Consider the following 12,794-nt stretch of genomic DNA (forward strand, 5'->3'; position numbering starts at 1 on the left):
CGCCCACCTGCTTGCCGCTCCGCCACGCCTTCACGTGGTTCGCCCCGCTACCGACCCCCATGGCGATGCCGGTTGCGAGCCGAAGGCCGTGGCGGAGGCGGAGGCGGAGGCGGTAGGTGTGCGCGGTGTCGATGGAAGCAGACGGCACTGACAACGCACCCGGCCGACCTCGGCGAGACCGCGAACCACCCGCGGCCGGCGGCCCGCAGCCCGCAGCGAGGTTATCCACAGGCCGCAGGAAAGCCTTTCGCACCCACACCCGACTCAATTACATTCAGTAATCGAAATCACTCTCGGTCACCGAGCGGCCTCCCTGAGAAAGGAGCCCCCATGCACACCCGCACGCCCCCACGCACCCACACCCACACCCACACCCACACCCGCGCTGCGAACCCAACCCCACCCCCAGCCCCGACCTCATCCCCTTCCTTCATCGGCACCTCCTCGCCCGTCCCCACCTCCGCCACCCTCATCCCCAACCCCAACCCCACCCCCACACCCACACCCACCGCCGAACAGCACGCTGCTGTGGAGGCCTTTTCGACTGGAGCCCCTCTCGTGATCCAGGCGGGAGCCGGGACGGGCAAGACCACCACCCTCGCGATGCTCGCGCACTCCGCACAGAAGCAGGGCCGCCTCGGTCGATACATCGCCTTCAACAGAGCCGTCGCACGCCATGCAACCCGGGAATTCCCCGCAGAGGTGGCCTGCGGAACCACACACGCCCTCGCATACACCGCCGTGGGCCGGAGATATCAGGCGCGGCTGAATGCCCCACGACAGGCGGGATGGCGCACCGGTGCCGCGCTGGGAATCGACGACGGTCTGTTCCTACGCCTCGGACGACGCAAGGTCGACCACAGGGCGCTGCCCTACTCGGTCCTGCGCACCGTCACCCGCTTCTGCCAGTCGGCCGACAGGGAGATTGCCCCGCACCACGTCCGGCCCTTACGGGGTGCCGAATCCGAACCACTGCACACACACCTCGCCGACCTCGTCCTGCCCTACGCCCGCAAGGCCTGGGCCGACCTGCCGCACCCCGCCCGCGGAGTGGTCCGCTTCGAGCATGACCACTACGTGAAGATGTGGGCATTGAGCGAGCCCGTCATCCCGGCGGACTTCCTGCTCCTCGACGAGGCTCAGGACACCAACCCCGTGGTCGAGCAGGTCTTCACGGCACAGCGCGATCATGCACAACTGGTACTCGTCGGGGACTCCGCCCAGGCCGTCTACGGCTGGCGGGGCGCCCGCGACATCATGACCGGCTTCGACGGTAGACAGCTCACGCTCTCCCGCTCCTTCCGCTTCGGTCCAGCGCTGGCGGGCGAGGCCAACCGCTGGCTGAGGATCGTCGGCGCACCGATCAGACTCACCGGTTCGCCCTCCCTGAAGACGGAGTTGCGCACCGTCCCGGCCCCGGACGCGATTCTGTGCCGCACGAACGTGGGGGCGATGGTGGAGGTGATGCGGCAGCTGGCGGCGGGCCGCCGGGTGGCGCTCGCGGGCGGCGGGGAGTCCTTGCGCTCCCTTGCCCGCGCAGCACACGACCTGGGGTCGGGACGCCGCACCGCCCACCCCGAGCTGATGCTCTTCGAGACTCGGAGGGAGCTGCGCGAGTACGCGGAGTTCGACCCGGCCGGCCGTGACCTGCTGCCGCTGGTGGAGCTGGTCGACGAGCACGGCGCCGAAGCCCTCCGCCGGGCGCTGGACCAGCTTCTGCCCGAGGAGGCGGCCGAGGTAACGGTCTCCACGGCGCACCGGGCCAAAGGACGGGAGTGGCGGAGCGTACACATCGCGAACGATTTCACCGGCCCGGATGACCTCGACGAGTACGAGTACGACGAGGCCGGGACACCGGCTCCCGGCTCCGTCGATACGGGCGAGGCGCGCTTGGCCTACGTCGCGGTGACCCGGGCCCGATCACTCCTCGACATCGGAGGGCTGTCCTGGATCAACTCCCACCCGGCCGGCGACCCGCCCCGGACCGGGCAGAAGCAGCCTTCCGGAAGGCCTCGGACACCGAGTGATCAGGACGGAGGGATCGGAAGAGGGATCCGGAGAGAGACCGAAGGAGGGAGGTGACCGACGGGCCGATAGGGAGGATCCTGGAGGGAGGAGATGGGTGCCGATGCGTACCGGAAATGAGCCCGTGCATGCACGCAGCCCGCTGAGAATGCGCTGTGGGCTGGCACTGTGGGGACTGCTGTGGGCCGTCGCCGGAACCGTGGCCTTTGTGAACGCCGGCCGGCCGGAGTGGGCGGCGGCGTGTGCCGCCCTGTCCATGATCGCGGCCACCGACCTGATCCTGGTGATCCGCCATATTCACCAGGGGCCGCACTACCAGCCCGGCAGAGAAGTACCGCCCTACGAGCCCGACCGGGGCCGCAACGACGTGTACGGCATACGCCGCGGCACCGGCCGCCGCGGCACCAGACGGTAGGGAGGCGGCGGGCAGCACGGCGCTTGCGCGACGCAATCATTACTGGGGCGGGACAGGGTGCCTCTCAGGAGCCGTGCTCACCGTTGCGGGTGTCGTCATGGGCGAAGCGGGCGGCCTGGAGGAACTCCGGGCGGGGTTCCAGCGCCGCTGCCAGGCGGAAGTGGCGCAGCGCCTCCTCCGGGCGGTCGGCACGCTCCAGAGTGCGGCCCAGCGCGAAGTGGGCAAAGGCGTTGTCCGGCTCCCGATCCAGCACGATCTGGAACTCCAGTTCCGCCGGGCGCAGTTGGGCGGCGAGGAAGAAGGCACGGGCGCGGAGCAAACGGGCCGCGGTGTTCTCGGGGTGTGCGGTGATGACCGAGTCCAGCAGCCGGATAGCACCGCGTGGGTCGCGGGCCGCCAACAGCTGCTCCGCCGCGCGGAAGTCGATGACATGCGTCTCGGGGCTGCTTTCGGGCACGGCCTGCTCCTTTCGGTCGCCGTTGCCATGAGCGGTGCCACTGCCATCGGACCTCTGCCGGCCATGGAACGTACGGCGCTACCTGCGGCGACAACAATCCCATCGGTCGCGGCATTCCCCGACCGGCAAGGCCTCAACCGGCCAAGGGCACACCTGTCGCCAGCCCCAGCCCGCCCGCAGGTGTGGTGACTACGGGCCGCACCCGACAACAGGATCCGGGACAGGGCTCGCGCCAGGGGCCGGGCGTGACCGGTGACGGGATCCGCTACACGACCGGTCGGTGCGCCGGCGGCCTGCGCCTCGGGGACGCACGACTCCCGGGTGGCAGGCATCCAGCAAGCGGCCGGCATGGGGCACCTGGACGACGGGTCCCAACCACCGCATAGGGCCAGTGCGGAGGTGCGGGGGGGAGGGAGGGGTGGGGCGGGGGCGGGGGCGGGGGGGGAAGCCCTCAGTCCCCCAAGCCCCCAAGCCCCTACAGGCTGATGTGGTACGCCTTGCGCAGTGTCTCGTGCACGGTCCACGTGGTGCGGTCGCCCTCACGCAGGATGCAGGCATCGCCAGGTCCCACCTCAAGCACCGAGCCGCCCTCGACCTCGATCGTGGCCCTCCCGCTGACGACGACGAAGAGTTCGTTGGCCTCGGTGTCGGTCACCACACCTGGCGTGATCTGCCAGATGCCGCGTATCTGACGGGCGTCCGGCGACTCCCAGAGCACCTTGCCCGTCACCACCGGCTCCCCCGAGACAACCTGGGCGGGGTCCAGGGGCTCCGGCTCCAGCTCGGCGTCCGGGACGCCGGGAATGTTCACCACGAACGAGGCGGAAGCAATGCCGTTCACCTCGGGAGCGACGCCGTCCACCGCGGGAACGCTGTCGTCGTCCCGAGCCGAGTCGCCAAGGGACGACGTAACGGCAGGAGCGGAAGTAGCGGAAGTAGCGGAGGAAGTAGGGGAAGCAGAGGAGGAAGAGGCAGAAGAGGCAGTCATGGCGGCGAGGTTATCGTCCGACCTCAGGCCGCCTGCAGGCGCTCCCATACCGTGCGGACCTGCGGTTCGAGGTTCTCCAGTGGTCCGTCGTTGTCGATGACGAGATCCGCGATCGCCAGGCGCTGCTCGCGGGTCGCCTGGGCGGCCATCCTGGCTTCCGCCTCCTCCTCCGCCATCCCGCGCAGCCGTACCAGCCGTTCCAACTGGGTCTGTGGGGCGGCATCGACGACGACCACGGTGTCGTAGAGCGGCGCGAGACCGTTCTCGGTCAGTAGCGGCACATCGTGGACGACCACGGCGTCCGGTCCGGCCGACGCCTCCAGTTCGGCCGAGCGCGCGCCCACCAGCGGGTGCACGATGGCGTTGAGTGCCTTCAGCCTCTCGGGGTCGGCGAAGACGATCGCCCCCAGCTTCGGCCGGTCCAGCCTGCCGTCCGGGGTCAGTACGTCCTCCCCGAACTCCTCGACCACGGCCGCCAGTCCGGGCGTACCGGGCTCGACGACCTCGCGTGCAATCTTGTCCGCGTCCACGATGACCGCGCCGTATGACTCCAGCAAGCGCGAGACCTCGCTCTTGCCCGCACCGATGCCGCCGGTCAGCCCCACCTTCACCATGGGGCCACGCTATACGGTGTGCCGGGGCGGTCAACGGCCAGGAGGGCGGGCCCGCCGCCCCGATACCAGCCGCCGCCGCCCCGGCCCCGTCGCCCCGTCAGGGGCTGCCGCACATCGACCTCAGACGCTGCCGCCGCCGTCGCCTTCCCGCTCGGCAAGGAAGCGTTCGAATTCCCGGCCAATCTCATCCGCCGACGGGAGTTCCACCGGCTCGGCCACGAGACTCCCCCGGCTCTCCGCGCCGGCCACCGCGTCGTACTGGTGCTCAAGGCCGCTGACTAGCGCGACCAGTTCCTCGTCGCCCTCCGAGATCTGCCGCTCGATCTCCTCCTGGGTCCGCAGCGCCTCGGTACGCAGGGCATGCGCCGGCCCCGGCAGGACCAGGCCGGTCGCGGCCGTCACCGCCTCCAGGGCGGTCAGTGCGGCGTCCGGGTACGCAGACCGGGCGATGTAGTGCGGTACGTGCGCGGCCACACCGAGCACATCATGACCGGCCTCAGCCAACCGGAACTCGATCAGCGCTTCCGCGCTTCCGGGCACCTGGGCCTCGTCGAAGAAGCTGGCGTGCCCCGGCATCAGGTCGGTGCGGTTGCCGTGCGGGGTGATGCCCACGGGGCGGGTGTGCGGAACGCCCATGGGGATGCCGTGGAAGTTCACCGAGAGGCGTACCCCCAGCCGTTCGACGATCTCCTTCACCGCGGCGGCGAAGCGCTCCCACTCGACGTCCGGCTCAGGGCCGGACAGCAGCAGGAACGGCGCGTCGGTGGTGTCCCGCACCAGCCGCAGCTCGATGCGCGGGGTCTCGTACGCGGTCCAGCGGTTGCGCTCGAAGGTCAGCAGCGGGCGGCGGGCCCGGTAGTCGACGAGGCGGTCGTGGTCGAAGCGGGCGACGACCTCGTTCGGCAGGCCGTCGAGCAGCCGGTGCACGATCTGATCGCCGGTCTCACCGGCATCGATGTACCCGTCGAAGTGGTACAGCAACACGAGTCCTGCGGAGTCCCTGGAGGCGAGTGCCTCGACCTCCGCGAGCCCGCTCGGCTCCCATGCGTACAAACTCTGGGGATCCAACACAGTGACCGCTCCTCCTCGTTCTCATGAGCGCCAACGCATGATCCCCCGCAGGCATTCCCGGCCCCGGACGAGCCCCGCCTCTTTCCGGACACCCCGCCCGCGCACCTCGCGAGCACCTGCCCCGCGCCCCCCGTCTCGCGTACCACTCCTCTCCCTCCCCTCACCTCTGGCATGCCCCCCTCCGCCAGCTCACCCGCCTCCCCCACACCCGGTACCCGGCACCTGGCACCCGGCACCTGGTACCCGGCACCTGGCACCTGGCACCTGGCACCTGGCACCTGGCACACCAACGTAGCGAGCCGCCCCCGCCCCGTCCCCTTCCGGGATTTGAAGGCAACTCCCCCACCCAAACGCCGAGTTCACCGACCGCCCGGCATCACCAGAAGTGACGCCCCGCCGACGCCCCGCCCCCCCTGCATGGCCAGCCCAACCCCACCGCCCGCACCACACCCCACACACACTGCGCCGAACATGACGAAGGCCCGCTCCCCGGAGGGAACGGGCCTTCGCCTATCGGCTAGTGCCTAGCAGCGGGCCGCTGCTGTCAGCGCGAGCTCAGCTCTGGCCGCCGGCCAGCTTCTCGCGCAGCGCGGCAAGCGCCTCGTCCGACGCCAGGGCGCCGGAGTTGTCCGCCGACTCCGAGGAGTAGGAGCCGCCGCCGGCGTTGCCGCCACCGGCCTGGCCGCCACCCTGCGCCGCCGGCGCCGCAGCACCCTCGGCCGCAGCCTGCTCGTCGGCCTCGCGGGACTTGATGACCTGAGCCTGGTGCTGCTCGAAGCGCTGCTGCGCCTCGGCGTACTGGTTCTCCCAGGCCTCGCGCTGGGTCTCGTAGCCCTCGAGCCAGTCGTTGGTCTCGGGGTCGAAGCCCTCGGGGTAGATGTAGTTGCCCTGGTCGTCGTAGGACGCGGCCATGCCGTACAGGGTCGGGTCGAACTCGACGGCCGACGGGTCGGCGCCGAAGGACTCGTTGGCCTGCTTCAGCGACAGCGAGATCCGGCGACGCTCGAGGTCGATGTCGATGACCTTGACGAAGATCTCGTCGTTGACCTGGACGACCTGCTCCGGGATCTCGACGTGGCGCTCGGCCAGCTCGGAGATGTGGACCAGGCCCTCGATGCCCTCGTCGACGCGCACGAACGCACCGAAGGGAACGAGCTTGGTGACCTTACCCGGGACGACCTGACCGATCTGGTGGGTCCGGGCGAACTGCTGCCACGGGTCTTCCTGGGTGGCCTTGAGCGACAGGGAGACGCGCTCGCGGTCCATGTCGACGTCCAGGACCTCGACCGTGACCTCCTGGCCGACCTCGACGACCTCGGAGGGGTGGTCGATGTGCTTCCAGGACAGCTCGGAGACGTGAACCAGACCGTCCACGCCGCCCAGGTCCACGAAGGCACCGAAGTTGACGATGGAGGAGACGACGCCGGAGCGCACCTGGCCCTTCTGGAGGGTGGTGAGGAAGGTCTGACGGACCTCGCTCTGGGTCTGCTCCAGCCAGGCACGGCGGGACAGGACCACGTTGTTGCGGTTCTTGTCCAGCTCGATGATCTTGGCCTCGAGCTCCTTGCCCACGTAGGGCTGCAGGTCGCGGACGCGGCGCATCTCGACCAGGGAGGCCGGGAGGAAGCCACGGAGGCCGATGTCGAGGATGAGACCACCCTTGACGACCTCGATGACGGTACCGGTGACGATGCCGTCCTCTTCCTTGATCTTCTCGATGGTGCCCCAGGCACGCTCGTACTGGGCGCGCTTCTTCGAGAGGATCAGGCGGCCTTCCTTGTCCTCCTTCTGGAGAACAAGGGCCTCGATCTCGTCACCGACGGCGACGACCTCGTTGGGGTCGACGTCGTGCTTGATCGAGAGCTCGCGGCTCGGGATGACGCCTTCGGTCTTGTAACCAATGTCGAGCAGGACCTCGTCCCGGTCGACCTTCACGATGACGCCGTCGACGATGTCGCCGTCGTTGAAGTACTTGATCGTCTCGTCGATCGCGGCGAGGAAGGCTTCCTCGTTACCGATGTCGTTGACCGCAACCTGCGGGGTGGTGGCGGTGGTCTCGGTGCTGCTCGTCATGTGGGAAAGGGCTCCGGTACGGACATTGAAGTCGTAGGTACTGCTACGCCGAGAGCCCGTATCGCCTCTGCATAAGCCGGACAGTGTCAGAGACGATCACTATGGAAGCTCGTAGATGCCAGAGCATTCAGAGCCACCCGAAACGCCTCAAAACCGAGGGGTGCATACAGATGCGAGCGCGGCCTGCTCCGTCTGAGGCGCGCAAGCCCGCAGCGCAACTTGTAGCATACGGGGGCAGCCGGACACGGTCAATGCGCGAACGCGCACACCGGGGACAGAACGCCCCATAACCGGCACACGCGATGTTCCGCGAGGTCGAACGGCCTCACAGTCCCTGCAGCAACAAGCAGTGCGAAGACTACGACGACAGGCGCGATGAACCAAGACCACGAGCCGGAGGCGACCCGCCGTAACGCCTCGGACACCGAAAGCAGCCGCGCCAGCCGGGGCTGGTGGGACCGTAACGCGGACGAGTACCAGCACGAGCACGGAGCGTTCCTCGGGGACGACCGGTTCGTCTGGGGCCCCGAGGGGCTCGATGAGGCGGATGCCGCGCTGCTCGGGCCGGCCACCGATCTGAAGGGCCGGCGGATCCTGGAGATCGGCGCCGGCGCGGCGCAGTGCTCCCGCTGGCTCGCGGCGCAGGGCGCCTTCCCGGTGGCGCTCGACCTCTCCCACCGGCAGTTGCAGCACGCACTGCGGATCGCCGGCGGGGCGGACGACGACCCCACCGCGCTGGTGGAGGCGGACGCCGGGGCGCTGCCGTTCCGTGACGGCAGCTTCGACCTCGCCTGCTCGGCGTACGGGGCACTGCCCTTCGTCGCGGATCCGGTGCGGGTGCTGCGGGAGGTGCGCCGGGTACTGCGGCCGGGCGGCCGTTTCGTCTTCTCCGTCAGTCACCCCGTGCGCTGGGCCTTCCCGGACGAGCCGGGGCCCGAGGGGCTCTCGGTGGCGGCCTCCTACTTCGACCGCACGCCGTACGTGGAGCAGGACGGGACCGGCCGGGCGGTGTACGTCGAGCACCACCGGACGCTGGGCGACCGGGTCCGGGACCTGGTCGCCGCCGGATTCCGGCTGGTGGACCTCGTCGAACCGGAATGGCCGGAGTGGAACACCCAGGAGTGGGGCGGCTGGTCGCCGCTGCGCGGGCATCTGATCCCGGGGACGGCGATCTTCGTGTGCGAGGCGGAGCCCCGGAACGGGGGCCTGGAGGCGTCCGGGGGCGGCGCGGCGGCCCCGGTCGGCGCGGAGTGAGGCGGGCGGGCGGAGCCGCCGGGGAGTGAGGCGGGCCGCCGGGCGCGGCCGACTGTCAGTGGCGGACGGCAGACTGGGGTGCGTGATCGCCCGTGACGCTCTCGCCCGACTGCCCGTTCGTACCGCGCTGCCCGCGCTCCGCGACGCCCTCGACGAGGACGGTGCGGCGGTGCTGTGCGCCCCGCCGGGCACCGGCAAGACGACCTTGGTGCCGCTGGAGCTGGCGGGCCTGACGGGCAACGGGCCGCTGCGGCGAGTGCTGGTCGCCGAGCCCCGGCGGATCGCGGCCCGGGCGGCGGCCCGGCGGATGGCCTGGCTGCTGGGCGAGCAGGTCGGCGAACGGGTGGGGTTCACGGTGCGGGGCGAGCGGCGGGCCGGGCCGCGTACCGCCGTGGAGGTGGTGACCACCGGAGTGCTGCTGCAGCGGCTGCAACGGGACCCGGAACTGGCCGGGGTCGACGTGGTGGTGCTCGACGAGTGCCATGAGCGGCATCTGGATGCCGACACTTGCGCGGCGTTCCTGCTGGACGTACGCGAGACGCTGCGCCCCGAGCTGCACCTGTTGGCCGCGTCGGCGACGACCGACGCCGAGGGCTGGGCGCGGCTGCTGGGCGGCTCCCGGGGGCCGGCGCAAGTGGTCGAGGCGGCGGGCGTGTCGCACCCGGTGGGCGTGGTGTGGGCGCCACCGGAGCGGCCGATGCGGCCGGCGCACGGGATGCGGGTCGATCCGGCCCTGCTGACCCATGTGGCGCAGGTGGTGCGGCGAGCGCTGCGGGAGCAGACGGGCGATGTGCTGTGCTTCCTGCCTGGGGTCGGGGAAATCGGGAGGGTGGCTGGGGAGCTGGGCGGCCAGGTGGCCGGGGAGCCGGGCGGTGTGGACGCCGAGGTGTTGCAGGTGCACGGGCGGGCGCCGGCCGAGGTGCAGGACGCGGTGCTGGCGGGCGGGGACGGCGTGCGGCGAGTGGTGCTGGCGACCTCGGTGGCGGAGTCCAGCCTGACCGTGCCGGGCGTACGGGTGGTGGTGGACAGCGGGCTGGCGCGGGTGCCGCGGATGGACCATGCGCGGGGGCTGAGCGCCCTGACCACCGTACGGGCGTCCCGGGCCGCCGCCCGGCAGCGGGCCGGCCGGGCGGGACGGGAGGCGCCGGGCGTGGTCTACCGCTGCTGGGCGGAGGGTGAGGACGGCCGGTTGCCGGCCTTCCCGGAGCCGGAGATCAAGGTGGCGGATCTGACGGCGTTCGCCCTGCAGGCCGCCTGCTGGGGCGATCCGGCGGCCAGCGGTCTGGCGCTGCTGGACCGGCCGCCGGGCGGTGCGCTGGCCGCGGCCCGGGAGGTGCTGACGGCGATCGGCGCGGTGGACGAGGACGGCCGGGCCACCGCCCGCGGCGCGCGGATGGCTCGGCTCGGTCTCCCGCCCCGGCTGGCGCGTGCCCTGCTGGACGGCGCGGCCGAGGTCGGGGTGCGGCGGGCTGCGGAGGTGGTCGCCCTGCTGAGCGAGGAGCCGCCGCGGGCGTACGGCGACGACCTGGCCGCCGCCTGGCGCACCGCGCGGCGCGGCGGCGATGCCTATGCGGCGCGCTGGCGGCAGGAGGCGCGGCGGCTGACCTCGGCGGTCGGCGGTGGGCCGGAGGCGGAGCGGAGCGCCGGCGGGGGCGCCCCCGGCCGTTCCGGTGCGGGGGCGGGCGTGTCGGGGGCCGCGGGCGGTTCCGACGACGCCGTCGCCGGGCTGATCGCGGCGCTGGCGTTCCCCGAGCGGGTGGCCCGGGCTCGGGGCGTGGGGAGCTATCTGATGGCGTCCGGGACGGGCGCGGAGCTGGCGGGGGCCGGGCCGGGCGCGGGGGCACGGGCCGGTGACGGGTCCCGGCTGCGGAACGCCTCGTGGCTGGCGGTCGCCGTGGCGGACCGCCCGGTGGCGGCGGCATCGGCACGGATACGGCTGGCGGCGGTGATCGACGAGGAGACGGCGTGTGCGGCGGCACGGGCGCTGTACTCGTCCGGTGAGGAGGTGCACTGGTCGGACGGCGAGGTGGTGGCCCGGTCGGTGACCCGGCTGGGAGCGATCGAGCTCGTCTCGCGGCCGCTGGCCGCGCCGGATCCGGAGCTGCTGCGGGACGCGGTGGTGGCGGGCCTGCGGCGGGACGGGCTCGGTCTACTGCGGTGGACGCCCGCGGCGACCGCGCTGCGGCAGCGGATGGCGTTCCTGCACCGGGAGCTGGGCGCGCCCTGGCCCGAGGTGTCGGACGCGGCCCTGCTGGAGCGGATCGAGGACTGGCTGGGGGTGGAGCTGGGGCGGGCGAGGCGGCGGGCCGACCTGGAACGGGCCGACGCGGGGCAGGCGCTGGCCCGGCTGCTGCCGTGGGCGAGCGGTGACGCCGTGCGCTTCGACACGTTGGCGCCGGAGCGGATCGAGGTCCCGAGCGGTTCCCGGATACGGGTGGACTACGGCGGCGAGCAGCCGGTACTCGCCGTGAAGCTGCAGGAGTTGTTCGGCTGGCAGGAGTCTCCGCGGGTGGCTGACGGGCGGGTGCCGGTCCTCGTCCATCTGCTCTCGCCCGCGGGGCGCCCGGCCGCGGTCACGGCCGACCTCGCGTCGTTCTGGCGGGACGGGTACCGCTCGGTGCGTGCGGAGCTGCGCGGCCGCTACCCCAAGCACCCCTGGCCGGAGGACCCTGCCACGGCCGCACCGACCCGCCACACCTCGGCGCGGCTCAGACGGCAGGGCTGACGTCGGGGCCGGTCGGGACCGGGGGCGCGCCGTCATCCTCGGGGCTGGTACGGGGGCGCCGGCCGCGGGCCTCCAGGTGCAGGCTCAGCGCGAGCAGTGCGGCACCGAGGGCCAGGAACCCCCAGGGGAGGTAGCTGGTCAGCAGCAGCACGAGGGCGCGTTGGGAGGTCACCAGGGCGACGGTGGAGTCGACGTAGTCGGCGCGCATCTTGACGTGGCCGGCGAATGCGGTGACCGTGCGGCCGCCGGGCAGGAGGGCGCCGCCGCGCAGCTCCTCTTTGTGGATCTCCTCGCCGTTGATGGGCGCGCCGGTGACCGGCTCCACCCAGAACATCCGCTTGGTGGTGTACCACCGGGTGGTGCCCATCTTGGCGACGGTCTGCGGTGTGACGCCCTTGACCGGCATCTTCTTGGGGAGGGCGACCCTGGTCCAGGGGATGGTCTGCTCGAAGTAGTAGACCTCCAGGCCGTGGAGGGTGCGCGTGCCCCGGTAGTGGATGGGGGCCGAGGTGCGGGTCTGGGCGTCGAAGTAGCTGTAGTCGCGCTTCTCGGTGAGGAACGGCCACTTGTACTCGATGCCCTCGCGCCGCACCGGGTCGCCGTCGACCGTCTCTCCGGTGGCGTGCACCGGCTCCTGGGAGTGGGCGTCGAAAATGTAGCGCTCGGGGATCTCGGAGACCATCTTGCCGTCGGGGCCGGTGATGTAGGACAGCGTGTCCCAGACGACCACGTCGCGGCCTGCGGACCGTTCGATCCGGTCGGAGGCGGCGACATCGCCCTTGAGGGTCTGGACGATGGTGACCTTGGGCACCTGTTCGGCCTTCATGGTGCCGTAGTCGATGAGGGTGGCGGGCCGGGCCTCCAGGACCATGTCCTGGTACTGGCTGGGCGGGATCTTGGCCAGCCGCGGGAAGGCGTACCAGCGCAGCAGTGGGGAGAGCGCGGTGCAGAAGACGGCGAAGGCGAGCAGGACGAGGCTGGCGGTGCGGCGCATGGCGGCGGCGTCCCTCCCTCAGGGGTGCTCGGGGACGGTGGTCAGCAGCGGCTTGGGTGAGGTGGTGCCGCTGGGCGCGCCGATCGCCGAGACGGTGAGGATGAGGGCGAGCGCCGCGGCCAGTCCGATCGCGGCTGCTGTCAGGGCGCGCATGACCGGCCTCCCGGGTTCTGATACG

At 71.6% G+C, this 12,794-nt stretch carries 11 protein-coding genes; 4 read left to right on the plus strand and 7 right to left on the minus strand.

Going from position 1 to position 12,794, the window contains the following annotated elements; translation table 11 throughout:
* Positions 1-471 precede the first annotated feature (471 nt).
* Both AB0G84_RS15645 and AB0G84_RS15650 read left to right on the plus strand, forming a co-directional pair.
* Positions 472-2,082: a UvrD-helicase domain-containing protein gene (locus AB0G84_RS15645; protein WP_361320555.1), complete on the plus strand. Its 1,611-nt coding sequence runs from the start codon at positions 472-474 to the stop codon at positions 2,080-2,082.
* A gap of 46 nt (positions 2,083-2,128) precedes the next feature.
* Positions 2,129-2,440 carry a DUF6343 family protein gene (locus tag AB0G84_RS15650; RefSeq protein WP_361320317.1) on the plus strand — a complete coding sequence of 104 codons (312 nt, stop codon included), beginning with the start codon at positions 2,129-2,131 and terminating at the stop codon, positions 2,438-2,440.
* 64 nt (positions 2,441-2,504) lie between these two features.
* Here the strand turns inward: AB0G84_RS15650 and AB0G84_RS15655 are convergent, their stop codons facing one another.
* The 5 genes from AB0G84_RS15655 to rpsA all read right to left on the minus strand — a co-directional run bounded on the left by AB0G84_RS15655 (position 2,505) and on the right by rpsA (position 7,643).
* Positions 2,505-2,897, minus strand: coding sequence for a tetratricopeptide repeat protein (locus tag AB0G84_RS15655; RefSeq protein ID WP_361320319.1), 393 nt, complete (start codon positions 2,895-2,897; stop codon positions 2,505-2,507).
* Positions 2,898-3,372: 475 nt separating this feature from the next.
* Positions 3,373-3,759: a cupin domain-containing protein gene (locus tag AB0G84_RS15660; RefSeq protein ID WP_361320321.1), complete on the minus strand. Its 387-nt coding sequence runs from the start codon at positions 3,757-3,759 to the stop codon at positions 3,373-3,375.
* Between the two features lie 149 nt (positions 3,760-3,908).
* Positions 3,909-4,499, minus strand: a complete 591-nt coding sequence (gene coaE, locus AB0G84_RS15665; protein ID WP_361320323.1) for a dephospho-CoA kinase — start codon at positions 4,497-4,499, stop codon at positions 3,909-3,911.
* 120 nt (positions 4,500-4,619) lie between these two features.
* Positions 4,620-5,570 carry a PAC2 family protein gene (locus AB0G84_RS15670; RefSeq protein WP_361320325.1) on the minus strand — a complete coding sequence of 317 codons (951 nt, stop codon included), beginning with the start codon at positions 5,568-5,570 and terminating at the stop codon, positions 4,620-4,622.
* Between the two features lie 555 nt (positions 5,571-6,125).
* Complete coding sequence (gene rpsA / locus AB0G84_RS15675; RefSeq protein WP_361320327.1) at positions 6,126-7,643, minus strand: 30S ribosomal protein S1; 1,518 nt, start codon at positions 7,641-7,643, stop codon at positions 6,126-6,128.
* 375 nt (positions 7,644-8,018) lie between these two features.
* Here rpsA and AB0G84_RS15680 point away from each other — a divergent pair, with 375 nt between their 5' ends.
* Positions 8,019-8,897: a class I SAM-dependent methyltransferase gene (locus tag AB0G84_RS15680; RefSeq protein WP_361320329.1), complete on the plus strand. Its 879-nt coding sequence runs from the start codon at positions 8,019-8,021 to the stop codon at positions 8,895-8,897.
* Between the two features lie 82 nt (positions 8,898-8,979).
* Positions 8,980-11,622, plus strand: coding sequence for an ATP-dependent helicase HrpB (gene hrpB, locus AB0G84_RS15685; RefSeq protein WP_361320331.1), 2,643 nt, complete (start codon positions 8,980-8,982; stop codon positions 11,620-11,622).
* Here hrpB and AB0G84_RS15690 read toward each other — a convergent pair.
* Complete coding sequence (locus AB0G84_RS15690) at positions 11,606-12,616, minus strand: DUF3068 domain-containing protein (protein ID WP_361320333.1); 1,011 nt, start codon at positions 12,614-12,616, stop codon at positions 11,606-11,608. The genes hrpB and AB0G84_RS15690 overlap by 17 nt on opposite strands.
* Positions 12,617-12,634: 18 nt before the next feature.
* A complete protein-coding gene (locus AB0G84_RS15695; protein WP_361320335.1) occupies positions 12,635-12,769 on the minus strand; it encodes an SPW_0924 family protein in 135 nt (44 codons plus the stop codon).
* Between the last annotated feature and the right edge of the window lie 25 nt (positions 12,770-12,794).

It is taken from the genome of Streptomyces sp. NPDC020742 (assembly GCF_040641675.1).
Taxonomy (GTDB): domain Bacteria; phylum Actinomycetota; class Actinomycetes; order Streptomycetales; family Streptomycetaceae; genus Streptomyces.

Coding starts and splice junctions, on each gene's coding strand:
- AB0G84_RS15650 (WP_361320317.1), top strand. CDS start 2,129: ATGCGTACCGGAAATGAGCCCGTGCATGCACGCAGCCCGCTGAGAATG.
- coaE (WP_361320323.1), bottom strand. CDS start 4,499: ATGGTGAAGGTGGGGCTGACCGGCGGCATCGGTGCGGGCAAGAGCGAG.
- AB0G84_RS15680 (WP_361320329.1), top strand. CDS start 8,019: ATGAACCAAGACCACGAGCCGGAGGCGACCCGCCGTAACGCCTCGGAC.
- AB0G84_RS15690 (WP_361320333.1), bottom strand. CDS start 12,616: ATGCGCCGCACCGCCAGCCTCGTCCTGCTCGCCTTCGCCGTCTTCTGC.
- AB0G84_RS15695 (WP_361320335.1), bottom strand. CDS start 12,769: ATGCGCGCCCTGACAGCAGCCGCGATCGGACTGGCCGCGGCGCTCGCC.
- rpsA (WP_361320327.1), bottom strand. CDS start 7,643: ATGACGAGCAGCACCGAGACCACCGCCACCACCCCGCAGGTTGCGGTC.